Annotated in this window: 18 protein-coding genes; 5 read left to right on the forward strand and 13 right to left on the reverse strand. The window is 71.9% G+C overall.

Annotation, left to right across the window (positions count from 1 at the left end; translation table 11 throughout):
* Nucleotides 1–171: 171 nt before the first annotated feature.
* Nucleotides 172–1,956: a sigma-70 family RNA polymerase sigma factor gene (locus DEU35_RS10130; RefSeq protein ID WP_116239429.1), complete on the reverse strand. Its 1,785-nt coding sequence runs from the start codon at nucleotides 1,954–1,956 to the stop codon at nucleotides 172–174.
* Nucleotides 1,957–2,234: 278 nt separating this feature from the next.
* Here DEU35_RS10130 and DEU35_RS10135 point away from each other — a divergent pair, with 278 nt between their 5' ends.
* The 4 genes from DEU35_RS10135 to DEU35_RS10150 all read left to right on the forward strand — a co-directional run bounded on the left by DEU35_RS10135 (nucleotide 2,235) and on the right by DEU35_RS10150 (nucleotide 5,857).
* Nucleotides 2,235–2,696 carry a MarR family winged helix-turn-helix transcriptional regulator gene (locus DEU35_RS10135; protein ID WP_246078316.1) on the forward strand — a complete coding sequence of 154 codons (462 nt, stop codon included), beginning with the start codon at nucleotides 2,235–2,237 and terminating at the stop codon, nucleotides 2,694–2,696.
* Nucleotides 2,693–4,066 (forward strand): MFS transporter, encoded by a 1,374-nt coding sequence (locus DEU35_RS10140; RefSeq protein ID WP_116239430.1) that lies wholly within the window; start codon nucleotides 2,693–2,695, stop codon nucleotides 4,064–4,066. Before DEU35_RS10135 ends, DEU35_RS10140 begins: the two co-directional genes overlap by 4 nt.
* A gap of 188 nt (nucleotides 4,067–4,254) precedes the next feature.
* Complete coding sequence (locus tag DEU35_RS10145) at nucleotides 4,255–4,845, forward strand: SipW-dependent-type signal peptide-containing protein (protein ID WP_103208298.1); 591 nt, start codon at nucleotides 4,255–4,257, stop codon at nucleotides 4,843–4,845.
* 4 nt (nucleotides 4,846–4,849) lie between these two features.
* Nucleotides 4,850–5,857: a S24/S26 family peptidase gene (locus DEU35_RS10150; RefSeq protein WP_116239431.1), complete on the forward strand. Its 1,008-nt coding sequence runs from the start codon at nucleotides 4,850–4,852 to the stop codon at nucleotides 5,855–5,857.
* Here the strand turns inward: DEU35_RS10150 and DEU35_RS10155 are convergent, their stop codons facing one another.
* The 8 genes from DEU35_RS10155 to DEU35_RS10190 all read right to left on the reverse strand — a co-directional run bounded on the left by DEU35_RS10155 (nucleotide 5,858) and on the right by DEU35_RS10190 (nucleotide 15,445).
* Nucleotides 5,858–7,114 (reverse strand): alpha-hydroxy acid oxidase, encoded by a 1,257-nt coding sequence (locus DEU35_RS10155; RefSeq protein WP_116239432.1) that lies wholly within the window; start codon nucleotides 7,112–7,114, stop codon nucleotides 5,858–5,860. It abuts the gene before it with no gap.
* A gap of 357 nt (nucleotides 7,115–7,471) precedes the next feature.
* Nucleotides 7,472–8,317 (reverse strand): transglutaminase family protein, encoded by an 846-nt coding sequence (locus DEU35_RS10160; RefSeq protein ID WP_103208291.1) that lies wholly within the window; start codon nucleotides 8,315–8,317, stop codon nucleotides 7,472–7,474.
* The gene (locus DEU35_RS10165) at nucleotides 8,314–9,246 is read right to left on the reverse strand and encodes an alpha-E domain-containing protein (RefSeq protein ID WP_103208289.1); all 933 of its coding nucleotides are present in this window, start codon (nucleotides 9,244–9,246) and stop codon (nucleotides 8,314–8,316) included. The genes DEU35_RS10160 and DEU35_RS10165 overlap by 4 nt, the downstream gene beginning before the upstream one ends.
* Nucleotides 9,240–10,970: a circularly permuted type 2 ATP-grasp protein gene (locus tag DEU35_RS10170; protein ID WP_116239433.1), complete on the reverse strand. Its 1,731-nt coding sequence runs from the start codon at nucleotides 10,968–10,970 to the stop codon at nucleotides 9,240–9,242. The genes DEU35_RS10165 and DEU35_RS10170 overlap by 7 nt, the downstream gene beginning before the upstream one ends.
* A gap of 98 nt (nucleotides 10,971–11,068) precedes the next feature.
* Complete coding sequence (locus DEU35_RS10175; protein ID WP_103208285.1) at nucleotides 11,069–12,250, reverse strand: zinc-dependent alcohol dehydrogenase; 1,182 nt, start codon at nucleotides 12,248–12,250, stop codon at nucleotides 11,069–11,071.
* A gap of 89 nt (nucleotides 12,251–12,339) precedes the next feature.
* Nucleotides 12,340–13,050 (reverse strand): glycosyltransferase family 2 protein, encoded by a 711-nt coding sequence (locus tag DEU35_RS10180; protein ID WP_258027917.1) that lies wholly within the window; start codon nucleotides 13,048–13,050, stop codon nucleotides 12,340–12,342.
* 5 nt (nucleotides 13,051–13,055) lie between these two features.
* Entirely contained in the window at nucleotides 13,056–14,423 is a 1,368-nt protein-coding gene (locus DEU35_RS10185; RefSeq protein ID WP_116239434.1) for a bifunctional PIG-L family deacetylase/class I SAM-dependent methyltransferase, read from the reverse strand.
* A complete protein-coding gene (locus DEU35_RS10190) occupies nucleotides 14,417–15,445 on the reverse strand; it encodes an acyl-CoA dehydrogenase (protein WP_116239435.1) in 1,029 nt (342 codons plus the stop codon). Before DEU35_RS10190 ends, DEU35_RS10185 begins: the two co-directional genes overlap by 7 nt.
* 163 nt (nucleotides 15,446–15,608) lie before the next feature.
* Between DEU35_RS10190 and DEU35_RS10195 the strand changes: the two genes are divergently transcribed.
* Complete coding sequence (locus DEU35_RS10195; RefSeq protein WP_103208276.1) at nucleotides 15,609–17,147, forward strand: molybdopterin-dependent oxidoreductase; 1,539 nt, start codon at nucleotides 15,609–15,611, stop codon at nucleotides 17,145–17,147.
* A gap of 123 nt (nucleotides 17,148–17,270) precedes the next feature.
* Here DEU35_RS10195 and rocD read toward each other — a convergent pair whose 3' ends face one another.
* The 4 genes from rocD to DEU35_RS10215 form a co-directional block, all read right to left on the reverse strand.
* Nucleotides 17,271–18,488: an ornithine--oxo-acid transaminase gene (gene rocD / locus DEU35_RS10200; protein ID WP_116239436.1), complete on the reverse strand. Its 1,218-nt coding sequence runs from the start codon at nucleotides 18,486–18,488 to the stop codon at nucleotides 17,271–17,273.
* Nucleotides 18,485–19,369, reverse strand: a complete 885-nt coding sequence (gene ddaH / locus DEU35_RS10205; protein ID WP_103208273.1) for a dimethylargininase — start codon at nucleotides 19,367–19,369, stop codon at nucleotides 18,485–18,487. The genes rocD and ddaH overlap by 4 nt, the downstream gene beginning before the upstream one ends.
* A 272-nt stretch (nucleotides 19,370–19,641) precedes the next feature.
* Nucleotides 19,642–21,156, reverse strand: a complete 1,515-nt coding sequence (locus DEU35_RS10210) for an alpha-N-arabinofuranosidase (protein ID WP_116239437.1) — start codon at nucleotides 21,154–21,156, stop codon at nucleotides 19,642–19,644.
* A gap of 545 nt (nucleotides 21,157–21,701) precedes the next feature.
* Nucleotides 21,702–25,412: an aldehyde dehydrogenase family protein gene (locus DEU35_RS10215; protein ID WP_116239438.1), complete on the reverse strand. Its 3,711-nt coding sequence runs from the start codon at nucleotides 25,410–25,412 to the stop codon at nucleotides 21,702–21,704.
* Nucleotides 25,413–25,605: the final 193 nt, after the last annotated feature.

Below are 25,605 nucleotides of genomic sequence, written 5' to 3' on the forward strand. Positions count from 1 at the left end.
CTCGAACGGTACGGCTTCCCCTGAGAGAGACGGCCCGACGTGTTTCATCACGCGATACGACCGAAGATTCTCGAGACGGCCCGTCACCGCGTCATCGCTCCGCGACAGCACCCCGTCATCGCACGGTGCCTGCAGACGGGGTCGCGCACCCTACGCGCCTGACGGTGTCGCTCAGCCGACGGGCGAGACCGTGAACGTCACCCGCGTCGTACCCGCGGCGCTTGCGTCGAGCCGCTGGTAGGCGACCTCGAGCTCGTGAATCCCCGGGGCGAGACCGATGAGCCCCGACGCCGTCGACCGCCCGATCCGTCGATCGAGAACTGCGGATGCCGGAATCTCCAGGCCGCGCGCCAGTTCCCGACCATCGAGACGGACCACGAGCCTGCTCGAGGCCCACCCGCGAACGCGGAGGGCGACGGGATCGACCCCCGACGCTGTCCCCTCCGTGGGCGCCTCGACGAGAGGAACGAACGCGAAGGGCGCAGACGACACAGTCGGCGAACGCCTCCCCTGCGGATCGATCGCGACGGCCGCCACTGCGGCATCCGTGGGGCGCAGATCCTCGATCCGCATCGACCATGCTCCGGATGCCGGCACCTCCGTCTCGACAGCGGCCTCAGGGCGGCCCTCGGGCCAGATGCGCACGCGCGCCCCCGGTGCTGCACGCCCCTCGATGAGCGGCGCGACGGTCGCCGCGGGATCCCACTCGTCATTCAGCGTCGGAGCCTCGGGCGCGAGGGCGGCCTCCGTCTCGGATGCGTCCGAGGGGGAAGCTTCCTCTGACGAGGACTCCACGGTCGATTGTCCGTCTTGCTGCGGAGCGAGCGGCGCGACGGGGGCCGATGGTTCCGGTGCCGCCGGCGACGGAACGGGGAGAGGCTGATCGGGCTCGGCGATCACGACGGTGTCCTCCGGGTCGGTGGCCGGCCCGACGACGTTCTCCGGGATCGATGCGTCGTCGAGGATGACCGGTGGAACGTCCGTCGGGTTCGCCCCCTCCGTGGTCACGCCGCCGTCGACGACGGAGCTCGCCGACGAGCCGAAGGACGCCGTCACGGCAACCCCCGCACCCGCCCCCGCCCCGACCAGGGCGACGATCGACGCGGCAACGACGAGCGACCGGCCCGGGGTCGTTCTCCGCTCCCCGGGAACTGTCTTCGCTTCGGGCACAGGACGCGCGCCCCACCCGACCGCAGCCGTGGCGGACAGTCCCCCGATGAGGAGAAGCAGAGCCGGCAGCACGCGCGCGACCGAGCGCACCTCCTCGACGAGCGGCGGGCACCAGGGGCACGTGGACACATGATCCTCGAACGACCGACGATCCCGGGCCGAGGCGGTTCCCTCTTCGACGGCACCGAAGACGGCGAGTGCGCGGCGGCAGTCGTCGGGGCGTCCCTCGAGTTCGAGGTGGGCTTGCATCCAGGCCGCGCGCAACGAGCGGCGCGCCCGGTAGGCCAGCGCCGACGTCGCGTGCGGCGAGAGCCCGAGCAGAGGAGCGACCCGGCGCGGCGGGAGGCGCTCGACGTCGACGTACCAGAGCACTGTCTGCCAGCGCTCCGGCAAGGCGCGAAACGCCCGCCCGAGCAGCGACTCACCGAGGCGGGTCGCGAACATCGCCGCGGGGTCGTTCTCGATCGTCGCTTCGTCGATGGAGTCGAGCTCCACGGCATCGGCGAAGCGTTGTCCGCGACGATGCTCCCGCGATGCGAGGTTGCGCACGACCGTGTACAGATAGGGCCGCATGAGCTCTTCGGGCCCGGAGCCCCGACGCAGCGCGAGCATGGTGCGCTCGAACGCCTCCGACGTGAGGTCGTCCGCCATCGATGGAGACGACACCACCGCTGCCAGCTTCGTGACGGGCTTGTGGTGCCGACGCCACAGCAGAGCGACGGCTTCGTCGTCTCCCCGGCGGATCCGAGCGATGAGCGCACGGTCGCTCGTTTCCGATACCGACATGCGCTTCCCCCTGCCACCGATTCGCGGCAGCCACCCGCGGTGTCGAGCGTCACCCCCCTCCGAACCGGCACGGGAGGACTTTCGGCCGCCAGACGTTCACGATAACGAAATTCACCTGATGGGTGAATGTGAGGGTGAAATTGCGCGACGAAAGGGGGGATCGCGGGTGACGGGAGGGCCGACAGCGATCCGTTCCGATGCGCACCACGAGCGCGACGCCGTTTCCCGGCAGCCCCATACCCTTAGCAAGGCTAATGAGATACCCTAAGAAAAGGAATATGAACGATCGCGTCGACGAATCCCCCCTTCCCGACCAGAATTCCGACCACAGCGCCGCAGCATCCGAGCTGCGCATGGCGACGTTCCGCCTCGCGCGACGCCTCCGGGCGCAGCGAGCAATCGACACCATGAGCGACGGGCAGTTCGCCGTCCTCGCCGCATTGACCGTGCACGGAGCGCACACGCTCGGCCAGCTGGCCGACCGCGAGCGCGTCACGGCTCCGTCGATGAATCGCACGGTGTCGCAGCTCGAGGAAGTGGGGTACCTGACGCGCATTCCCGACGAGGTCGATCGACGCCGCGTCACCATCGACCTCACCGATCTCGGACGCCGGATCGTCGACGAGACGGTCCGACGCCGGGACGCCTTCGTCGAGGAGGCTCTCGCCGAGCTCTCCCCCGAAGAACGACAGGTGCTGGCCCGCGCCACCACGATCATGAGGAAGGTGGCTGACAGATGAGCACGTCGATGTTCCGGTCGCTGTCGATCTTCAACTACCGCGTCTGGTTCATCGGAGCCCTCGTCTCGAACGTCGGCGCCTGGATGCAGTCCACGGCCCAGAACTGGGTGGTGCTGACGCAGCTCACGAACAACGACGCCGCCGCCATGGGCGTCACCATGGCCCTGCAGTTCGCTCCCCCGCTGCTCCTGGTCAGCGTCACCGGGTGGGTCGCCGACCGGTTCGACCGTCGCAGGCTCATCATGTGCACCCAGAGCGCCCTGCTGCTGCTGGCCGTGTCCCTGGGCATCCTGCTGCTGAGCGGAGCGATGACCCTGCCGTTGATGTTCGGGTTCGCGCTCGCGCTCGGAGTCGTCACGGCCTTCGACAACCCGGCGCGCCAGGCCTTCGTCTCCGACCTCGTCTCTCAAGAGAACGCGTCGAACGCCGTCGCCCTCAACGCCGCCTCGTTCAACATGGCGCGCCTGATCGGCCCGGCCGCCGCCGGCGTCATGATCGTGCTCGTCGGCACGGGCTGGGTCTTCCTCGTGAACGCCTTCACCTTCCTGGCGATGCTCGGCGCCCTGTTCCTCATGCGCCCGCACGAGCTCGTCGCCCGCCAACGCCGCGGAGGCCCCGCGCGTCTGGCCGACGGCTTCCGCTACGTGGCCCGGCGCCCCGATCTCGTGGTCATCTTCGTCATGGTGTTCCTGCTCGGGGCGTTCGGCATGAACTTCCCGATCTTCGCGTCCACGATGGCGCTCGAGTTCGGCCGCGGTGCCGACGGGTTCGGCCTGCTGAGCTCCTTCGTCGCCATCGGCTCCCTCGCCGGAGCACTCCTGGCCGCGCGCCGCGAGCGCGCCCGCATGCGCGTGGTCGTCCTCGGCTCGGGCGGCTTCGCCGTGGCATCCGCCCTCTCGGTCTTCGCTCCCAGCTACGGGGCCTATGCGGCCACGCTCGTACTGACCGGCTTCTGCGTCGTCACAACGCTGACGACCGCGAACGGCTACGTGCAGACCACGACCGACCCCGTGCTGCGCGGCCGCGTGCTGGCGCTGTACATGGCGATCCTCCTCGGCGGCACGCCCGTGGGGGCACCGATCGTCGGCGCCGTGGCGGCGGAGTTCGGCCCCCGCGTGGCGATCGGCCTGGCCGCGATCGTGGCCGTCATCGCGTGCGGGATCGGAGCGACCTGGACGGCGATGTCAGGCCGCCTGCACCGCCACGAGACCAAGCGCTTCCGCCTCACGCTCGACGAGACGCGCCCGATCACGACCATCGCGCCCGAACCCGAGGACTTCAGCGACGAGGTCGCCGGCACGACGCCGATCCCGCTGCCCCCGGGCGAGCGGTCGCCGCGCGCGACACCCCGCCCGCGCCACGGCGGCTGACACAGCTTCGCCCCAGCGGCGTCCCACGGGCGAGCGTCGGCGCGCGAACCGGGTGAGTCCATTCAGTCGCACTTCTGCCACGACGACGCAGGCGTTGTCAAGCCAACGGGCGCACCCGTCCGAGGCCCAGCAGCTCCCCTATTGTGCGGGTGTCCAATACGCACATCGATCTCGTGGGGAGATCCATCATGCCGAAGTTCACACGCCGTTCCTCTCGCATCGCCACCGCGATCGCCCTTCCCGCGGCTGTCGTCGCGGCGGGGCTGCTGGTGTCGACGAGTTCGTACGCCGCCTTCTCCGACACCGCCTCCAATGAACGCAACGGCTGGCGGGCGGGGACCGTCCAGCTCGACGACGACGCCGCCGGCCGCGCCTTGTTCACGGCCGGCAACGCCAAGCCGGGCGACGGGGCGACGACCTGCATCGCCGTCACCTCGACCGGAACCCTGGCCTCGCAGGTACGCCTCTACGCCGCGGATGCCTCGGGATCCGCGGGCCTGGCCGACCACCTGATCCTGCGCGTCGAGCAGGGAACCGGCGGCGGTTACGGCACCTGCAACGGCTTCACCTCGCAGAGCACCGTCTTCGACGGCCGCCTCTCGGGCTTCACCGGGGCACACACCTCGTACCGGTCGGGAGCAGCCACGTGGAGCCCGGGCGGGGGCGGAAGCGAGACGCGCACCTTCCGCATCACGTGGAGGCTCGCCGACGACGCGCCGAACGCGGTCCAGGGCGGCACCGCCTCGACCGCGTTCGTCTGGGAAGCGCAGAACAGCTGAGTCCGTGCGCTCCCGTCGCATCCTCCTCGTCGCGGGGGTGGCGGCGGCGCGGGCGGTCGTGGCGCTGGTGCTGGCGTTGGCGTTCTGGGCGGCGGCTCCCGTGGCCCTGGGGTGGCCGCCGACCACTGTGATGACGGCGTCCATGACGCCGGCCATCGAGGTGGGTGATGTCGTCGTGTCGCGGCCCGCCCCGCGGGAGGCGCTCCTTCCGGGACGTGTCGTGCTGGCGATCGACCCGGACTGGACCGACCGCCTGCGCCTGCACCGCGTCGCCGAGCTCGACCCCGACGGTGGCCTCGTCACGAAGGGCGACGCCAACCCCGACGCCGACTCGACGCCGCTGCACCCCGATGCCGTTCTCGGCATCGGGGTGCTGCGGGTGCCCGGGATCGGGCTGCCGATCGTGTGGCTGCGCACCGGAGAGGTCGTCCCGCTCGCGGTGAGTGTCGCGGGGTTCGCTCTGTGTCTCGCTGTCGCGCTGCGCCGGGGCGCCGACGACGACCCCGACGAGCCGAGTCCGCCGCGAGACGCCGCCGCGCACGCGCAACCGCTCACGCGTCGCGCTCTTCGCGCCCGCTCGTCGAGAACCCGCCGGCTCGGCCGCGCCCTCGGCCTCGCGGTCGCCGTCGCCCTGACCGGGGCGGCCGTGAGCACCCCGGCCTCGGCGTCGTTCAGCGGCGAGGCCGCGGCATCCGGAACCGTCACGGCCGGGCGCGCGACCGGCCCCTGGTCGCTCGGCTGTGACAACGACGGCGGAGCCGTGGTGACGTGGGCGTACGACGGGTGGGAGCCCCGCAGCTTCGACCTGCTGGTCGACGGGCGGGTCGTGGTCGATGACATCCCACCGTGGTTCCGAGCCGTTCGCGTGCCCAACGACGGCTCGTACTCCCTCTTCCGCACCGACACGGTGACGGTGCGGACGAACATCGGCGCGCACTGGTCGGCCGAGTCGAGCGAGAGCGTGCCCGTCGGCGGCGTCCTGTTCGGTTTCGGGCGGCCCTTCTGCCGGTGATCAGACGCGGGCGTCCTGCCCCTGTCCCCCCACCGGCACGAGGCGCGTCAGCTGCGTCACGTGCCGCGGCTCCAGCTCGGCGAGGGAGGAGACACCGAGCAGGGTCATCGTGCGCTCGATCTCGCTGCGCAAGATCGCGATCGTCCGGTCGACCCCCTGACGCCCGCCTGCCATGAGGCCGTAGAGGTACGCCCGTCCGATCAGGGTGAAGGTCGCCCCCAGAGCGACGGATGCCACGATGTCGGCGCCGTTCATGATGCCGGTGTCGACCATGACCGTCGCATCCTTGCCGACCTCGCGTACGACCTTCGGCAGCAGGTGGAAGGGGATGGGCGCACGGTCGAGCTGACGACCGCCGTGGTTCGACAGCACGATGCCGTCGACGCCGAGATCGACCAGACGCGCGGCGTCCTGGACGTTCTGCACGCCCTTGACGACGATCTTGCCGGGCCACATCCCGCGGATGATGTCGAGGTCGTCGTAGCCGATGGTGGGGTCCATCGCGGCGTTCAGCAGCTCGCCGACGGTTCCGCCCGTCGTGCTCAGCGACGCGAATTCGAGCTTCGGGGTGGTGAGGAAGTCGATCCACCACCAGGGGCGCGGGATCGCGTTGACGATGGTTCCGACGGTCAGCTGCGGCGGAATGGAGAAGCCGTTGCGCTTGTCGCGCAGGCGCGCCCCGGCGATGGGGGTGTCGACGGTGAACATGAGGGTGTCGAAGCCCGCCCGGGCGGCGCGTTCGACGAGCCCGTACGAGATCTCGCGCTGGCGCATCACGTACAGCTGGAACCAGTTGCGACCGACCGGGTTCGCGGCCTTGACGTCTTCGATCGAGGTGGTGCCGAGGGTCGAGAGGGTGAACGGGATGCCGGCGGCGGCCGCCGCAGACGCGCCCGCCGTCTCACCCTCGGTCTGCATGAGACGCGTGAAACCGGTGGGCGCGATGCCGAAGGGCAGCGCGGAGGGGGCGCCGAGGATCTCGCACGAGGTGTCGACGTCGGCGGCGGGCCGCAGGATGTCGGGGTGGAACTCGACGTCTTCGAACGCGCGGCGGGCGCGGTCGAGCGAGAGCTCGCCCTCGGCGGCACCGTCGGTGTAATCGAAGGCGGCCTTGGGTGTGCGCCTCTTGGCGATGGTCCGGAGGTCGGCGATGGTCAGCGCCGCGTCCAGGCGGCGCTTGCGCGCGTCGAATTCGGGCTTCTTGAACTGCATGAGCTCGAGGAGCTCGTTGACCTTGGGGAGCTGTCGCTGGACCATGGGAGACCCTCTCGTACGGTGTGGTCAGACCACACTACGCGCGAGAGAGCCCCCCGACCAGGGCCCGTGTGCGAGCACCGCCTCAACGCCCTCGACCGCACACCGCCCCGCGAGGAGTGGGCGCGCTACGCCGACCGCGGCGAGACCGCCGGCCTGCTCACCCTGTGCTGTGACGCCCAGCCGTTGCGAGACGCGCCGGCATTCGCGATCACCTGCGGCAATCCGTTCCGTCGTGCCGTGCCGTCACGCGGACGTCGTGTTCGACACACCGGTTCAGGATGCCGGCGCCCGGGCGGAGTGTCGAGCACGGACTCCGCATGACGGCCCGCGTCCGAGCCCGCGGCGTCGCCTCGGCGCTCAGGTCTCGCGCGTGATCGTGACCTTGACCTTCAGGTTGCTCTTGCCGGGGCCGGCGTACACACCGCGCAGCGGGGGCACGTCGTTGTAGTCGCGTCCGCGGCCCACCAGCACGTGCCGGTCGCCGATCTCGATGTTGTTGGTGGGGTCGAAGCCCTGCCAGTCGCCGGCGAACCACTCGACCCACGCGTGCGACTCCCCCGTCACCGCTTCGCCGACCTCGGCGGAGGGCTTCGGGTGCAGGTAGCCCGACACGTAGCGGGCCGGGATGCCGACCTCGCGCAGGGCCCCGATCGCGATGTGCGCGATGTCCTGGCAGACGCCTTTTCGCGCCTCCCACGCGTCGACCGCCGTGGAGTGCACGCCGGTGACGCCCTGCATGTAGTCGATGGCGTCGCCGATCGCCTCGGCGATCGCGTGCGCCGCGGGGCCCGGCCGGTCGTGCTGCGCCGCGATCGAGCGGGCGAGCTCCGCCACCTCGGGGTGCGGGGTCGTGCGACGGGTCTGCGTCAACTGCTCGACGGTCGTGATCGAGCGGGAGGCCTCGGCGGCCAGTTGCTCCCATGTGATGTCGGCGTGTTCGATGGGGCGCGGACGCACCTCGACGAGGGAGCGCGCGGTGATCGTGAGCGCCCCGTGCGGCGACAGCACATCGAACGCCGCCACCCGCGTGCCGAAGTAGTCGACGTACTGGTTGACCGAGGTCGACGGCTCGATGTCGAGCGACGAGCTCAGCACGAACTGGCTGTCGGTCGAGTGCGGGAGCATGCGGGCCTCGTTGTACGACGCGACGACGTCGCCCGGGTAGACGAACCCGGTCTGGTGTTCGATGCGAAGGCGTTTCATGAGATCTCCCCGATCCAGCTCGGCTCGGCCTGCGTCGGGAAGAAGCGCGACCGGATCGCCTCCGACGCTTCGCGGGTCACGGTCTGCACGCGCTGCATGTGCTCGGGCAGCTCCGCCAGGATGTCGCTGACCGGGCGGTACTCGAGATCGTTGCGGATCTGTCCGAGGGCCCGGAGAACGGTGTTGGAGTGGCCGACGCGGTCGGCGCGCGGATCGATGGCGCTCATGCAGTCCTCGGCGCGCTGGATCGAGTAGATGATCGAGCGCGGGAAGAGACGGTCGAGCAGGAGGAACTCGGCGGCATTGCGCGCGCTCGGCATCCCCCGGTACGTGCGCAGGTACGCCTCGTACGCGCCGCACGAGCGGAGGATCGTCGTCCACGACGGGCCCGACACCTCGGTGAGCGAGCGCGTCGCCAGCAGGCGCGCGGTCATATCGGTGCGCTCGATGCTGCGCCCGAGGGTGAAGAACTGCCAGGCCTCGTCGCGGTTCGTCGAGGAGTCGACGATGCCGATCGCCAGGGCCGCGCGCTCGCGCACCCACTGGAAGAACTCGTGCACCTTCTCGGTCTGCAGCCGTCGCGGCATCCGGGCGTTCGTGGTGTTGAGGATCTCCCACAGCTCGGTCGAGACGATCTCGCGCGCACGCCGGGCGTTCTCGCGCGCCGCGGTGAGCGAGTAGGCGATGCTCGAGGGGTTCATCCGATCGACCGCGAGACGGGCGAGGACATCGTCTCGTCGCACGGAGTCGACGTTCTCGGGCCACGCCGAACCCATGACGCTCAGGAGCGATCGGCACGCGGTGTCTTCGTCGATCCATGGATCTTCGAGCAGCAGCTGCAGGTGCACGTCGAGGATGCGAGCGGTTCCGTCGCTGCGCTCGATGTAGCGCCCGATCCAGAACAGCGATTCGGCGATACGACTCAGCACCCCGGCACCTCCTGCGACTGCTGCTGCTGCTCGGCCTGCGGACCGTGCTGCACCGCGGCATCCTGCTGCTGCTGCTCCTGCTGCTCTTTGCCGGAGGGGCCGTTACCCGGACGGGGGTCGCGGGGCGAGGTCGCGGGAGCGGGTTGGCCGTCGTAGATGATCGGAATCGCCTCGGTCACCGCGGCCTGGTCGGCGACGAGACCCGAGACGCCGTTGCCCTGACCGTACTCGACGTGGGAGGGCGCCGAGCCGCCGACGATCCAGGTGTCCTTCGAACCGCCGCCCTGACTGGAGTTCACCACGAGCTGCCCCTCGGGCAGCGCGACGCGGGTCAGGCCACCGGGGAGCACCCAGATGTCGTCTCCGTCGTTGACCGCGAAGGGGCGCAGGTCGGCGTGACGCGGACGCATTCCGTCTTCGACGAGGGTCGGGATGGTCGAGAGCATCACGACGGGCTGCGCGATCCATCCGCGCGGGTCGGCGAGCAAGCGCTTGCGCAGGGCGTCGAGCTCGGCGGGCGAGGCGTCGGGCCCCACGACCAGCCCCTTGCCACCCGAGCCGTCGACCGGCTTGACCACGAGTTCGGGCAGACGGTCGAGCACCTCTTCGAGGGCGCCCGGGTCTTCGAGACGCCAGGTGTCGACGTTCTTGAGAATGGGCTCTTCGGCGAGGTAGTACCGGATGAGATCCGGCACATACGTGTAGAGCAGCTTGTCGTCGGCGACGCCGTTGCCCACGGCATTGGCGATCGTGACGTTGCCCAGGCGCGCGGCGAGCATGAGGCCGGGCGCGCCCAGCATCGAGTCGGCGCGGAACTGCAGCGGGTCGAGGAAATCGTCGTCGACGCGGCGATAGATGACATCGACGCGCTGCGGGCCGCGAGTGGTGCGCATGAACACCTTGCCGCCGATGCACAGCAGGTCGCGGCCCTCGACGAGCTCGACGCCCATGAGGCGCGCGAGCAGCGTGTGCTCGAAGTACGCCGAGTTGTAGACGCCCGGCGTGAGCACGACGATGTTCGGGTCGTCGATCCCGGGCGGGGCCGACGCGCGGAGGGCGGCGAGCAGCTTGTTCGGATAGTCGCCGACGGGGCGCACCCGCATCGACACGAACAGCTCGGGAAGCGTCTGCGCCATGACGCGGCGGTTCGAGATCACGTACGAGACGCCGGAGGGCACGCGCACGTTGTCTTCGAGCACGCGCATCTCGCCGTGCTCGTCGCGGATGAGGTCGATGCCCGACACCTGGATCCGCACGCCGTTGGCGCTGCGGATGCCGGCCGCCTGACGGTAGAAGTACTGCGACGACGAGATGAGACCCGCGGGCAGGATGCCGTCGCGGACGCAGTGCTGATTGCCGTACGCGTCGTCGAGGAACGCCTCGAGGGCCTTGACGCGCTGCTTCACGCCGGCCTCGATGCGCGACCACTCGTCGTAGGCGATGACCCGGGGCACGGCATCCAGGGGGAACGGTCGTTCCTCGCCCGCGAAGTCGAACGTGACACCCTGCGCGAGATACGAACTGGCGAGCGACTCGGTGCGTCCGCGCAGCTCCTCCTGCGTCATCTGCGCGAGCGTCTGGTACAGCTCCCGGTACGCCTCACGAGACGGGGCGGCTTCTCCGGGACTCGCCGGAACGCCGAACATCTCGTCGAACGCCGGGATGCCGGAAGCGGTCTTGCGCGGCGCCAGCGTGGAGCCGTAACCGTCGAACAGGTCACCCATGCGACGACTCTACTCAGCGCCGTGTTGCGGACACGTTTCCCACCCGCGCTCTTGCGCCGCCGAGCACGGCGTGCGCACGAGCGGCTCCGTCGAACGGCTCAGGTGCCGGGGCGCAGCACCACCTTGATGCAGCCGTCCTGCTTCTTCTGGAACGTCTCGTACAGGCCCGGGGCGTCATCGAGCGGGGCGTGGTGCGTGACGAGGTCCATCACACCGAGCGGGTCGGCGGGGTCCTCGACCAGCGGCAGCAGGTCGTCGACCCAGCGCTTGACGTTGCACTGGCCCATCCGGAGGGCGATCTGCTTGTCGAACATCGTCTTCATCGGCAGCACGTCGGCCTCTCCGGCGTACACCCCGCTCAACGACACCGTGCCGCCGCGGCGGACGAGGTCGATCGAGGCGTACACCGCCGCCAAGCGGTCGAGCCCGGCCTTGTCCATGAGCTTCTGCGCGAGCGCGTCGGGGAGAAGGCCCACGGCCTTCTGCGCCAGCTCGACGCCCCCGTTGCCGTGGGCCTCCATGCCGACGGCATCCACCACACCGTCGGCCCCACGCCCCTCGGTGAGGTCGACCAGTTCGTCGACCACCGTGTCGGTCAGGTCGTAGGTCAGGATGCCGTGCCGCTCGGCCATGGCGCGCCGCTCGGGCTCGGGCTCGACCGCGAGCACGCGGTAGCCCAGGTGCACGCCGATACGGGCGGCGAACTGCCCCACCGGGCCGAGGCCCATCACCGCGAGCGTGCCGCCCTCGGGGACGTTCGCGTACTGCACGCCCTGCCACGCCGTGGGCACGATGTCGCTGAGGAAGAGGTAGCGATCGTCGGGCAGGTCGTCTCCGACGCGGATGTGGTTGTAATCGGCCAGCGGGACGCGCAAGTACTCGGCCTGACCGCCCGGTACCTGACCGTAGAGCTTCGTGTAGCCGAAGAGCGCCGCGCCGCTGCCGTACTCGCGCACCTGCGTTGTCTCGCACTGCGACTGCAGGCCGCGGCGGCACAGGAAGCAGTGGCCGCACGAGATGTTGAAGGGCACGACGATGCGGTCGCCGACGGCGAGATTCGTCACGGCCGAGCCCACCTCGACGACGACGCCCATCGGCTCGTGTCCGAGCACGTCGCCCTTGTCGATGAAGGGGCCGAACAGTTCGTACAGGTGCAGGTCGGAGCCGCAGATCGCGGTCGAGGTGATCTTCACGATCGCGTCGGTCGGCTCGAGGATCTCGGGGTCGGGGACCTCCTCGACGCTCACGTTGCGCGTGCCCTGCCAGGTCAGTGCCTTCATGGTGGTGCCTCTCGTTCCGGGGGGGGACGATCAGTCTGCGCCGCGAGCGCGCAACCGGCGAGGTGGTTGACGAGCCCCCGCGCGATGCGTCAGGCGCCGGGGGCCGCCAGGGGTGGAGCATCGACCCAGGAGTGCACCCGCGCGAGGAACGCGGCGTAGCCGGCGGGCGTGCGCCCCGTGAATCGGCCGGAGGTCTCGACCTCGTGCGCATCGCTCGCCCGCTCCCGGGCGCCGAGGGCCCGGGCCGCCCGGACGAGGGCCACGTCCTCGTGTTCGACGAGATCCGGGATGCCGCCCGCCCGGCCGTACGTGCTCGCGCGCACGCCGAGGTTGGCGCCGTGGACGTTCCCGGGCGGTGCGCCCCGATGGTGCGTGGCGCGCCAGTACGCGGCGTGGCGGGCGCTGAGGTCGGCGAAGTCGGGGCGCACGGTTCCGAGCACGAGGTCGACCCCGGTGTCGGCGAGATCGAGCTGGTGGGTGACCCAGTTCGGGGGCACGACGGTGTCGGCATCCGTCATCGCGATCCACGTGTCGACCGGGCTCGCCGAGAGCGTCCCGAGCGCGTGCGCGACACCGACCCGCCGCGCGGTGCCCACGCGGCGAGCGCCGATCTCGACCGTCTCGACGGGCCAGCGCCGCACCTGCGCGGCGGTGGTGTCGGTGCACGCATCGAGCACGACGACGACCGCGACGGCCAGGTCGGGCGTGCGCTTCTTCGCGCGAGAGACGGCCCGGTCGACCGATGCCAGGCAGCGCCCGATCAGCGCTTCCTCGTCGTGCGCCGGGATCACCACGGCCACCGCCCTCACGGGACGAGTCCGGACTCGGCCGCCACCGAACGCGCGCCCGGGTGCGCGTACACCTCGAGCACGAAGTCCTCCTCCTCGTGCCGCACGAGACGCACGAGATCGGGACGTGCGGCGAGCGCGGCGTGCACCTCGTCGCCGCTGCGGGGGTATTCGGCCACCGGGTGCCGCCAGTGACAGGCGACGAGGCGACCGTCGGCGCTGAGCGAGGCGGTGGCCGCGGTGAGCCCGCGGTCGAGATCGACGCCGGCCCAGTAGTAGGCCACCTCCGACAGCACGACGAGGTCGAACTCCCCCTCGGGCCATGCGTCGGGGAGCGTCGCGAGGCGGAGCTCGACGTTCTCGCGACCCGCGAGGCGCGTCCGCGCGCGCTCGAGGGCCGCGGGCGCGAGGTCGACGGCGAGCACCCGGTCGCTCCGGTCGGCCAGATGCACCGTCAGCGCCCCCGTCGAGCACCCCGCCTCGAGGGTCGAGCGGTAGTGGCGCCACGGGAGGGCGGCCAGGAGCACGGAACGTTTGCGCTCTTCGTACCAGCGCGAGTCGAAGCCCCAGGGATCGTCGTGGCGGGCGTACATGTCGTCGAAGTACTGCCTTCCGACGCTGCCCGCCGGGGTCGCGGGCGGCTCCGGGGCGATGAAGAGCTCGGCGTCGCGCTCGGCGTGCGCGCGCATGCCGGCGTGGATCGTCGCCTCATCCCCCGGGGCGCCCGACAGCGGCTCGAGCTGACTTCGGTGCGCGTCGAGGGCGCGGGTCTTGACCTCTCGCGAGCGGGGCTCGAGGGCGAGACGCTCGACGCGGTCCCACGGCACGTCGTCGAGGCCGCCCCAGTGCCAGAGCCAGATCGGGAAGGCGCGCGAGCGCACCCCGCGGGCGGCGCAGACCTGTTCCACGATCTCGCCGACGACCCGGTGGTCGCGATGCCCGTCTCCCCGCCACGGCGACAGCACCAGCACGCGCCGACCGGCCGCGGCGTCGAGCGTTTCGCGCAGCGCCGCGGTGATGGCATCCCGGTACTCCTCCGTCCCGCCATCCGGCAGGCCGAGGAAGATCGGATCGCCGACCAGGCCCACGATGCGCGCCGCATCGTGAAGCTCGCGGCGGCGCAGGAGCGCGAGGGTCGCGGGCCCGTGGGTGGGCGAACCGGGGTGAGAGCCCTCGCCGTCGGTCACGACGAGAAGATCGATCGGGATGCCGCGCGCGGCCGCGGTCGCGAGCAGACCCGCGGCTCCGAGGCTCTCGTCGTCGGGGTGCGCGGCGACCACGATCAGATGGTCGACGTCGAGATCGAGCGGGGGCAGGTCACGGCGGAGTGCGTCCGTCCAGACGCTCTCGTCGGTCCCGGGATCGCGGTGGTCGAAGCTCACCACGCGCCCGCCCCCGTCGCGACGTCGACGCCGATTCTCGCGACGTCGCGCTCGCCGTGATGCTGGCGCAGGTAGACCTGCAGGTCGGCGACGCGACGCGCGTACGCCTCGTCGGCGACGAGCGGCAGCGGTCCGAGCGCGTGCGCGGCCTCGGCGAGGGTCGTCTCGACGGCGTCGGCGACCACGGTGCGCGCGCGGGCGGCACGCAGGCCCGCGGATGCCGAGCCCCCGGCACCGAAGACCGTCGCCGTCTCGCGCAGCACGGCGCGCGCGGCCCAGAGGGCGGTGTCGGCACGCCCGAGATGCACGCGCGAGAGCTGATCGGCGCGGTCGGACGCGGCGGCCTCGCTCAACGCATCACGCAGCGGCAGGGCCCCACCCCACCAGCAGGCCGCGACTCCGACCCCGCCGTGCGCGAAGCCCGATCGACGCAGGTACCAGCCGGGCTCGCCCACGGGGACGGCGACCGCCCCGTCGACGTCGATCGGGGCGCTGACGACCCGGTCGAGTCCGCGGGCGTACCAGGGGCCGGTCCGCGAGGTGACACCCGGGGCGCGCAGGTCGAGCGCGAAGAGCTGTCGCCGTTCGTCGTCGACCCACGCGGTCACGAGGGCACGGTCGAGGTGGGCCGCGAGCGAGCACCAGGGCTTGGTTCCGCGCAGCGTCCAGGTTCCGGCATCCTGTCGAGCCTCGAGTCGCATGCCGGGGCCCTCCGCCGCGAAGACGCCCCACGACCCGCCGGGCTCGAGCGCGACGTCGATCCCCTCGCGGGCGGCTTCGCCGAGGATCGCGAGCGCGTCGAGGTGCGGCTCGAGCACGCGAGCGGCGGCGACGTCTCGCCTGGCCACGGACGCGAGGAGTTCCCAGGTCGCGGCGAGGGAGCGCGGAGGGGTCACGCTCGTCGCCCACGCGAGCGTGGCCGCGACGTCGCTGCCGAGCCCCTTGACGGCATCCGCCCTGCGAAGGGCCTCACGGACGTCGTCGAGGTCGGGGGCGTCGTCGGAGAGGAGGAGGGGGGATGGCAAAGCTCCGCGGTGTCTCACCGCGACAGCGTGGGGACCGCGGCGGGTTTCGGCGAGGACCTTGACACCGCCGCCCGTCTCGGGCAGAGCAGAGCGGCGGATGCCGGTTGGCTGTGAATACCGCGCGTCCGGCGCCGGGGTGCCCGGGGCTCCCTAGGCTCCCTTCGTGACCCCCGCATCTTTCCGCCGCCGCGATCTCGCGGCGATCGTCGCGTCGATCGCCGCCACCGTGTTCGGCGCCGGCCTCGGCGAGCTCGCCGCGGCGATCGTCTCGCCCACCGCGAGCCCGTTCGCCGTCATCGGCGGGGGCATGATCGACCTCGCCCCGGCCTGGGCGAAAGACCTGGCCATCGACCTGTTCGGTACGGGCGACAAGGCGGCCCTGCTCGTGGGAATCGCGGTGCTGCTGCTGATCGTCGCCGGCGTCGCCGGAGTTCTCGAACGGCGCAAGGCCCCGTGGGGGCGGGTCGTCCTCGTGGCGCTCGGGGTGATCGGCGCGATCGTCTCGATGACGCGGGCGGATGCCGGGACACTGTCGCCCCTCCCGTCGCTGGTCGCGGGAGCCGCCGCCGCCCTGGTGGCCGGGCTGCTGGTCGCCCGGCTCCGGCGACGGTCGACGAAGGCCCCGACCGACGACGGCGTCTCGCGCCGCAGCGTCCTCGCGCTGTCGGGGGTGGCCGTCATGGCCGGCGCCCTCGCCGCCGTCGGATCCGTCGCGGTGAGCGGGGGCGCGCGCGCCGTCAGCGCGGTGCGCTCCGCCCTGCGCCTGCCCTCCCCCGCGACGACCACGCCCGTTCCGGCCGGAGCCGACCTCGGGATCGACGGGCTCGGGCCGATCATCACTCCCGCGTCGGACTTCTACCGCATCGACACCGCTCTCGTCGTGCCGCAGGTGGACCCCGCGACCTGGACACTGCGGGTGCACGGCATGGTCGAGCAAGAGGTGGTGCTGCGGTGGGACGATCTGGTCGCCCTCCCCCAGAAGGAGACCGTCGCAACCCTCGTGTGCGTGTCGAACGAGGTGGGCGGATCGCTCATCGGCACCGCCCGCTGGCTGGGGGTGCCCCTTCGCGACATCCTCGAGCGCGCGAAGCCGACGACCGAGGCCGACATGGTGCTCTCGCACTCGGTCGACGGGTTCACGGCATCCACCCCCCTCGAAGCCCTCACCGACGACCGCAACGCCCTGCTGGCCATCGGCATGAACGGCGAACCCCTGCCGATCGAGCACGGCTTCCCCGTGCGGATGGTCGTGCCGGGGCTCTACGGCTACGTGTCGGCGACGAAGTGGGTCAGCGAGCTCGAGGTCACCCGCTACGACCGCGCCGAGGGGTACTGGACCTCGCGCGGCTGGTCGGAGCGCGGACCCGTGAAACTGCAGTCGCGCATCGACGTGCCCCGGTCGGGCGCGCGGGTCGGCGCGGGCGACACCGTCATCGCCGGAGTCGCCTGGCAGACGCACGTGGGCGTCTCGGGCGTCGAGGTGCAGATCGACGACGGTCCGTGGCAGGCAGCGACGCTCGCCAGCGCGATCTCGGCCGACACCTGGGTGCAGTGGAGCCTGCCGTGGAACGCCACGAGCGGATCGCACACCCTGCGCTGCCGGGCCGTCTCGGCCACGGGCGAGACGCAGACCGCCGACACGGCCGCCCCGGCACCCGACGGCGCGACCGGCTGGGATCAGCGCACGGTGTCGGTGGCCTGAGCCCGCTCGGAGGCGCGACGCCTGTCCGCGGCGCGACGGCCCGTGTCCCCCCTCGTGCAGAACATCCGCACGAAGGGGGACACGCACGCCTCGGCGCGGGCGCGACGCGGGGTCGTTCGGCGCTCAGGCCGACAGCACGTGCCGTACCTGCTCGACGGCCCAGTCCAGCTCGGTCGCGCGGATCGTCAGCGGCGGCGCGATGCGGATCGTCTGGCCGTGCGTGTCTTTCACGAGCACGCCGCGGGCGAGCAGCTTCTCGGCGATCTCGCGACCGGTGCCGTAGGCGGGGTCGATGTCGACGCCGGCCCAGAGCCCCGCGATACGCACGGTCGTGACGCCGTGGCCGATCAGCGACTGCAGCGACGCCTCGAGGTGCGCCCCCAGCGCCTTCGCGCGCGTCTGGAATTCTCCGGATGCCAGCATCTCGACGACCCGCAGACCCACGGCCGCGGCCAGCGGGTTGCCGCCGAAGGTCGAGCCGTGCTCCCCCGCGCGGATGACGCCGAGCACGTCCTCGTTCGCGACGACGGCCGACAGGGGCAGGATGCCGCCGCCGAGCGCCTTGCCGAGCAGATAGACGTCGGGCACGACGCCCTCGCGATCGCAGGCGAACGTCTCGCCCACGCGTCCCAGACCCGACTGGATCTCATCGGCGATGAAGAGCACGTCGTTCGCGGTGCAGATCTCGCGGACCCGCTGCAGGAACCCCTCGGGCGGGAGGACAACCCCGGCCTCGCCCTGGATGGGCTCGAGCAGCACGGCGGCGGTGTTCTCGTCGATCGCCGCAGCGATGGCATCCGCGTCGCCGTAGGGCACGTGCACGAAGCCCGGCGCATACGGACCGAAGTCGTCGTGCGCCGTGGGGTCGTCGCTGAAGCCGACGATCGTGGTGGTGCGGCCGTGGAAGTTGCCGTTCGCGACGATGATCGTCGCGGCGTCGGGGGCGATGCCCTTGGTGCGGTACCCCCAGGCACGCGCGACCTTGATGCCGGTCTCGACGGCCTCGGCGCCGGTGTTCATCGGTAGTACGAGGTCTTTGCCGCAGAGCTGCGCGAGCGCGGTGGCGAAGGGACCGAGCCGGTCGTTGTGGTACGCGCGACTGGTGAGGGTCAGGCGATCGAGCTGCTCTCGGGCGGCCGCGAGGATCGCGGGGTGACCGTGCCCAAAGTTGAGCGCGGAGTAGGCCGACAGCAGGTCGAGGTAGCGCTTGCCCTCGACGTCGGTGACCCACACGCCCTCGGCGCGCGAGACGACGACGGGCAGCGGGTGGTAGTTGTGGGCGAGGTGTGCGCCCTCTTCGGCGATCAGGCGGGCGCCGAGGTCGTCGACGGTGGTGCTCATCGCGAACCGCCGCGCAGCTCCAGCGTGCAGCACTTGATCCCGCCGCCGCCGAGCAGCAGCTCGGACAGGTCGACCTTCACGGGGGTGTACCCGCGCTCGCGCAGCTGCGCCTCGAAGCCCACCGCGCGCGGCGAGATGATGACGTTCTTGCCGTCGCTCGCCGAGTTCAGGCCGAACACCGCGCCGTCGCTGTCGGACACGCGGATGGCATCCGGGTACCGCTCGCGCAGGATCGCCTGGCTGCGCTCGTCGAACGCGGTGGGCAGGTACGCGATGTTCGCCTTTTCGACGCCGCCAGGGCCCTCGACGGGATCGAGCACCGCGATCGCGGTGTCGAGGTGGTAGAACCGCGGGTCGGTCAGCGTCAGCGACACGACCTCTCGCGAGAAGACCTCGCCCACCTCGCGGTGGCTGTCGCCGGTCGAGCGGAAGCCCGTGCCGGCGAGGATCGTGTCGCCCACGAGCAGGAAGTCGCCCTCGCCCTCGTTGACCTCGACCGGCTCGGCGACCTCGAAGCCGTTCGCGGCGAACCAGTCGATGAACGCGGGCGCCTCGGCGGCGCGCTCGCGGAAGCGGAACTTGGGGCCGTACGCGACCCCGTCGATCACGAAACCGCCGTTGGCCGTGTAGACCATGTCGGGCAGCCCCTCGAGCGGGTCGATGAGCTCGATCTCGTGGCCGAGCTCCGTGTAGGTGTCGTAGAGCGACTGCCACTGCGTCACCGCGAGGTTCGTGTCGGTGGGGCGCGAGGGCTCCATCCACGGGTTGATGCTGTAGCTGACCGTGAAGTGCTCGGGCCGGCACATGAGGTACCGGCGGTGCTGCTGCACGCGCTCGTCGGGCGTGGCCTCGGCGGTGGTGGCGACGGGGGTAGCGGACATCTCTGCTCCTCGGAGGAAAGGTGCGGCGGACGCTGTCCTGGGGCTCGGTGGCCCTTCGAACCCGCGCGGCACCCATCGACTGCATGTGGCGCCGTGCGGGGAAAGGTCGGTCCGAGCACGCCGGTGTCATTCTCGCACGCGTGTGCGCGTGGAGGCGAGCGGCACGGCACGGCGGTCCGCCCTGCCGCCGGTGGTCCCGCGAGAAAGCCCGGGCGTCGCACCTTGCGCGGAATGCGCACGCGAAGAGGGTCGTCCCACGAGACCCGCGTCCCTCAGCCCGTGCGCCGCAGCGACAGCGCGATCCACGCGACGGGCGGGAGGGACACCGACAGGATGCCGTTCACCAGGCGCGTCTCGACTGCCCGCGGCCGCACCCGCTCGGGCTCGTCGAGGGTGTTCGCGGCACCGGGGTCGTCGTCGTGGAGGAGGTGGGTCTCGACGACCTCCACCTCGCCGAGCGCGCTGACGTCGATGTCGACGGCGACGGGGTGTTCGAGCCCCCTGTGGACGACGAAGACCGCGGCGGTTCCGGCCGCGTCGTCGACGGTGGCCACGGCATCCACCGCGGGCACCGTCCCGTACCGAGCGGTGTCGAGCGTCGGGGCCTCGAGGGGCAGTCGCACCGCATGCCCCCGCGCGAGGCGCGACGTGATCGCGAAGGGGAAGAAGGTCGTCTGGCGCCAGGCGGGCCCGCCGGGCTCGGTCATGATCGGGGCGATGACGTTCACGAGTTGAGCGAGGGAGGCCGACGCCACCCGATCGGCGTGCTTCAGCAGCGAGATGAGCAGACCGCCGAAGACCACGGCATCCAGGACCGAGTACACGTCTTCGAGCAGGCGCGGGGCGACCGGCCAGTCGTCGATGGCGGTGGGCTTCACGGCGTCGACGCGGTCGATGTACCAGACGTTCCATTCGTCGAACGAGATGTCGATGCGCTTCGCGCTGCCGCGAGCCGCTCCGACGTGGTCGGCCGTGGCGACGACCGCCTCGATGAAGCGTTCCATGTCGACGGCGGAGGCGAGGAAGGATGCCGCGTCGCCGTCGTGCTCCTGGTAGTAGGCGTGACACGAGATCATGTCGACGTCGTCGTAGGTGTGCTCGAGCACGACGCGCTCCCAGTCGCCGAAGGTGGGCATCTGCGCACCCGACGAACCGCACACGACGAGTTCGATCGAGGGGTCGAGCTGGCGCATGCCCTTCGCCGTGCGGGAGGCGAGCTTTCCGTAGTCGTCGGCGGAGCGGTGGCCGAGCTGCCACGGGCCGTCCATCTCGTTGCCGAGGCACCACACGCGCACGTCGAACGGTGCGGCTCGGCCGTTGTCGATGCGGCGCTGCGACAGGGTCGAGCCGTCGGGGACGTTGGCGTATTCGAGCAGGTCGATCGCCTCGAGAGTGCCCCGCGTGCCGAGGTTGACCGCGAGCATGAGGTCGCTGCCGACGGCGTCGAGCCAGTCTGAGAACTCGTGCAGGCCCACCTCGTTCGTCTCGGTCGAGTGCCAGGCGAGATCGAGGCGGCGCGGGCGCGCGACGCGCGGCCCGACGCTGTCTTCCCAGCGGAATCCCGAGACGAAGTTGCCGCCGGGGTACCGGATCGTCGAGACACCCAGCTCGCGGACGAGCGCGATGACGTCGCGGCGGAACCCGCGCCCGTCGGCCTCGGGATGACCGGGCTCGTAGAGACCGTCGTAGATGTGGCGGCCGAGGTGCTCGACGAACCCGCCGAACAGGCGCCGGCGCACGGGGCCGATCGCGAAACGGGGGTCGACGGTCAGTCGGGCAGCGGTCATCGGTGCTCCTCGCGGTTCCGACGACGGTACCCCGGCGCGCGCGCAACGCTAAACGTTTTCGAAAACGCCGTGCTGCCGCGCCACAGCCGTCCGGTCGCCCTGCGAGACACCTGGACCGGAGGAGATTCAGGCACGGGAGGATGCCTCGACGGGCACGGACCCTCCCCCGGCAAAATCTCCTCCCGCCACACGTGCCCCCACGGGCGAGCGCGCGCCGGGCGTGCAACCCACCGGGCGCTCCGCGAGACACCTGGACCGGAGGAGATTCAGGCACGGGAGGATGCCTCGACGGGCACGGACCCTCCCCCGGCAAAATCTCCTCCCGCCACACGGGCCTCCGCGGGCGTGCGCCCCACGGGCGTGCAACCCACCGGTCGCACCGCGAGACACCCGGACCGGAGGAGATTCAGGCACGGGAGGATGCCTCGACGGGCACGGACCCTCCCCCGGCAAAATCTCCTCCCGCCACACGTGCCCCCACGGGCGAGCGCGCGCCGGGCGTGCAACCGAGCGGGCGCACCGGACGGGCGCGGGCGCGCGGCCGGTCAGATGACCGCGGCGCTCCAGGTGTCGACGGCACCGAAGCGGAACGCGCCGATCGACACCGCCTGCTCACGCAGGAACGGCAGGAGCTCCAGCCGCCCGGCCGTGGTCACCTCGTTCGCATACACGGTCAGGGAGACGTCGCCCCCGACCGTCTCGGCGACGGCCGTGCGCAGCGTCGCCACCGTCTCAGCGGGGCCCACGAGGCGCAGGCGCCCGGGGCGCGGGGCGGCGACGAGGTTCTCGGCGTCGCCGTCGGCGGCATCCGGGATGCCACCCGCCAGACGCTGCAGCCACTCGGCGTCGCTCTCGACCGAGACCGCGACCCCGCTGTCGCCCAGCAGGTGTCGGACGGCGGCGGGAAGACCCACCGGGGTACTGAGGCTGAAGGCCGAGCCCGAGCGCACCGCGGCCACCAGAACGCGCAGCACCGCCTCCCACGCGGCGTCCGCGGTGGCGCGGACGGCCACATCGACCGGTCGGTAGCGGCGGAGGTTGCGCTCGACGCCGAGTCGCGACACGTCGCGTACGCGCCCGAACTCGCGGTCCCACGCGACAGCGTCTGCGAGGGCACCGCGGCGGAGCCAGTCGAAGGCCTCGTACGACAGGGTCGGTTGAGCTGCTTCGATCAGCGCTGTGATGCGCGAATCGAGGCCGCGCAGGTGCAGGGTCGACGACGATGCCCCGCCCGACGACGGTCGCCACGATCCGAGCGTGACGAGACGGTTCGGCCCGCCCGACATCGCCCCGTCGCCCACCGACGCCTCGCCCCAGCCGCCGATCGGCTCGCGCTGCACGACCGCTCCGGTCGAGGGACGGTTGACCCGCAGCACGGCGGCCTCGACGGTATCGAGCCACAACTCGAGATCGGCCTCGTCGCGGGTATGGAGACCGGCGACGAAGCCCGACCCGATCGCGTTCTGCAGTTCGATCGCGCGGGTCACGGTGGGGGCGTGCAGGTTGCCGAGCACCGGCGCCGCCACCGCGGCCCGGGTGAGGTGCGACCCGGCGGTGACGCCCGTGCGCACGCCCGGCGACCAGAACCGGCCGGCCGTCTCGGGCCCGAGATCGAGCTCGCGCGGCTCCACGAGCCAGCGTTCGCCATCGCCGAGGACGGTCAGGGCGCGACGCACCTCGCCCACGGGTTCTTCGACGAGGGGGCCGATGTCGGAGAGCGGGTCGTCAGCGGGACCGACGCGCAACGACGACACCGCATCCTTGAGTTGCTCGGTGAAGCGCGACGAGCGCCCGAGCGCCCCGACGAGAATCACGAGCGATACGGCTGTGGCGGCCTGCCCCGCTCGGGCGAAGGCCCCGGCCACGATGTCGGCGACGGCGGCGTCCACGTCGGCGGAGGGGGCGACGATCGCGACGTTGCGCCCGGCGGTGAACGCCTGCAGGGGCAGAGCCGCTCGCCACGCAACGAAGCGCTCGGCCGTCGCGCGGGCTCCCGCGAGCAGCACGCGGTCGACGCCCGGGTGGGCGATGAGCGCGCGCCCCGACGCGTCCTCGTTGAGGTCGACGTAGACGAGCACGTCACGCGGCACTCCCGCGGCCCACAGCGCCTCGGCGATGACGGCACCCGAGCGTCGCGCGCGCGGCGAGGGCGTGAGCACCACCCCCGACCCGGCGGCCAGAGCGGCGAGAGTCTCGGCGGCGCAGAGTCCCACCGGGGCGTTCCACCGCGGAGCCACGACGCTCAGCCGGTCGGGCACGAACACGGCACCGGGCACGCGATCGAGCTCCTTCGCGGTTGCGGCGTAGTACGCGGCGGCGTCGACGGCCTGGCTGACCTCGGCGTCGGCCTCGGCGAGCAGGGCTCCTCCCTCGGACGCGAGCACCTCGACGAGCTCGGCGCGGCGCTGCTCGAGGCTGCGCGCGACCGACTGCAGCACGGCGGCGCGGTCGGCAGCGGCGAGCGCCCCCCACGGCTCGGCCGCGGCACGCACGCGATCGATCACTGCATCGAGTCCCGCTTGGTCGTCGACGCGCCCCGCGGCGGCCGTGGCATCCCCCGCGGTCGAGCCGGCGACGCGGCCGAGGACGGACAGCGCCCAGGCGCGGTCGGCGGGGACGGTCGGATCGGTGTCGGAGACGTTACGGAACCCGGGAGCGCCGCCCGCGAGCTCTGCGCTCTCACGGGCCGAGAACACGGCGGTGTCGACGAAAGCCTGTCCGCCGAACAGCATCTGCTGCACGTCGGGACCCAGGGCGGAGGTGTCCCCGGATGCCGCGGCCTCGCGCGCGATGCCCAGCACCGCCTGCGTGAGCCCCGGCTCGGCGGCATCGTCGTCGGCGCGCTCGCGCAGGATCGCCGGGAGCGCCTCGACATCGCGCTGCGGAATGCGCCCGCCGAGAGCCGGGAGCTCGGCGGCGGCCAGCGCGCGCCGGACGCGGGCAGCGATCGACGCGGTCTCGGGGGTGTGCTCGTCCGCGTCCTCGCCCCGCTCGTCTTCGGAGGCGGTGGGCGATTCGGGCACCGCAAGCGGCAGGGCGGGCGCACCGGCGACCACCGTCGCGTAGCTCGCGGCGAGGCGCGCGACGACGGCGTCGAGGTCATCGTGGTGCGCGGTCGGCGCCGTCCGAAGGTGCCCCTCTCCCGGGGTCCAGGGCGAGGTGTGCGGCAGGGCGAGGGCGAGTGCGGCCTCCGCGTCGGCCGCGAGGGCCAGGGCGAGGGCGGCGCGCTCGGGGTCGGCGGTCGCCAGCTCGACGGCGAAGCCCTCGAGCCCCCTCGAACTCAGCGCCTCGCGAAGGCTGCGAACGAGGGCGGCGTCAACGTCGTCTCGCGCCGTGACCGCCGGGGCGGGCCACCCGTGGCGCGCCGCCGACACGGTATCCGGGGTCTCGATGAGGGCGTCGCTCAGACGCAGCGTCAGGCGGGCGCCGCCCGCGGAGGTGCGCACGCGCGCCCACGCCGACAGCTCACGGACGGCCTCGGGCGTCTCCCCGACGGCCGCGGGCAACTGGATGCCGGCTCGGAGTTCGACGAGACGCGGTTCCTCGAGCACGCGCGTGAGCACCCCGACGGTGAGGTCGACGTCGTCGCGTCCCTCCGCGATCAGCGTCACGTGGGTGCGCGCGGCGAGCGCGTCGAGGAAGACCGGCAGCAACCGCTCGGCGGCGTGCTCGACCTCGGCATCGAACGCCCACGGCGACGGCGTGACGACGACATCGGAGATCGCGAGCGAGATCCGCGACACGTCGTCGCGGGACAGCAGCGACCGGATGCCGTCGAGCCGGCGCCGTGCGCCGGCATCGCCGACGATCGCGGGCCCGACCAGACGCACCTCGACCGCGGAGCCCAGGGCCTCGAGGGCCGGGCTGAGCCGCTCGGGGCGCACGTCGAGCACGAGGGCGGCGAGGAGGTCGCGCATCGCGCGGCGAGCGAGGGGCACCGCGGGACTCGGGAGCACGGGCGCGACGGCGCCGCCGATCTGCAGCGCTCCGCGCACGAACCACGGGAGGGAGGCGGGGAGGTCGTCGGCGAGCCGATGCAGCGCCGAAGCGGCGGAGGTGAGCGACTCCGGGCGCGAGACACCGTCGATCGCGGCGGCCAGGAACGCGGCGACGGCAGGGTCCGCGGGCAGGTCGCCGAGACGAGGCACGGTCCCCGGGACCGTCCGCCGCGAGAACGTCGCGGCGATGCGAGCGGCACGAGAGGGGAGGCCGGGAGAGAGCGCGGGAACGGGGGCGCCGGAGTCGTTCGTGCTCATGCTCGTCAGCCTAATTACCGCGTGCACGGCGCCCCGGCGGCCCGCCGCGCAACCCGCGGATCAGCGGCCGGGTCCCCGGTCGCGAGAGGACCGATGCCCTGTCCCCCGAATGGTCGACATTTATGCACTCTGATCATAAATTCACAGGAAATCCTTCGCATTTCGTCCGGTTCGTGTTTCTATGGCGGTGGGT

The organism is Microbacterium sp. AG157 (assembly GCF_003385695.1).
GTDB classification, from domain to species: domain Bacteria; phylum Actinomycetota; class Actinomycetes; order Actinomycetales; family Microbacteriaceae; genus Microbacterium; species Microbacterium testaceum.

Excerpts from the sequence above, each read along its gene's own strand:
- rocD (WP_116239436.1), bottom strand. The coding sequence starts at position 18,488 with ATGAGCACCACCGTCGACGACCTCGGCGCCCGCCTGATCGCCGAAGAG.
- DEU35_RS10210 (WP_116239437.1), bottom strand. The coding sequence starts at position 21,156 with ATGACCGCTGCCCGACTGACCGTCGACCCCCGTTTCGCGATCGGCCCC.
- DEU35_RS10170 (WP_116239433.1), bottom strand. The coding sequence starts at position 10,970 with ATGGGTGACCTGTTCGACGGTTACGGCTCCACGCTGGCGCCGCGCAAG.
- DEU35_RS10175 (WP_103208285.1), bottom strand. The coding sequence starts at position 12,250 with ATGAAGGCACTGACCTGGCAGGGCACGCGCAACGTGAGCGTCGAGGAG.
- ddaH (WP_103208273.1), bottom strand. The coding sequence starts at position 19,369 with ATGTCCGCTACCCCCGTCGCCACCACCGCCGAGGCCACGCCCGACGAG.
- DEU35_RS10215 (WP_116239438.1), bottom strand. The coding sequence starts at position 25,412 with ATGAGCACGAACGACTCCGGCGCCCCCGTTCCCGCGCTCTCTCCCGGC.
- DEU35_RS10140 (WP_116239430.1), top strand. The coding sequence starts at position 2,693 with ATGAGCACGTCGATGTTCCGGTCGCTGTCGATCTTCAACTACCGCGTC.
- DEU35_RS10130 (WP_116239429.1), bottom strand. The coding sequence starts at position 1,956 with ATGTCGGTATCGGAAACGAGCGACCGTGCGCTCATCGCTCGGATCCGC.
- DEU35_RS10135 (WP_246078316.1), top strand. The coding sequence starts at position 2,235 with ATGAACGATCGCGTCGACGAATCCCCCCTTCCCGACCAGAATTCCGAC.
- DEU35_RS10155 (WP_116239432.1), bottom strand. The coding sequence starts at position 7,114 with ATGGTCCAGCGACAGCTCCCCAAGGTCAACGAGCTCCTCGAGCTCATG.
- DEU35_RS10145 (WP_103208298.1), top strand. The coding sequence starts at position 4,255 with ATGCCGAAGTTCACACGCCGTTCCTCTCGCATCGCCACCGCGATCGCC.
- DEU35_RS10160 (WP_103208291.1), bottom strand. The coding sequence starts at position 8,317 with ATGAAACGCCTTCGCATCGAACACCAGACCGGGTTCGTCTACCCGGGC.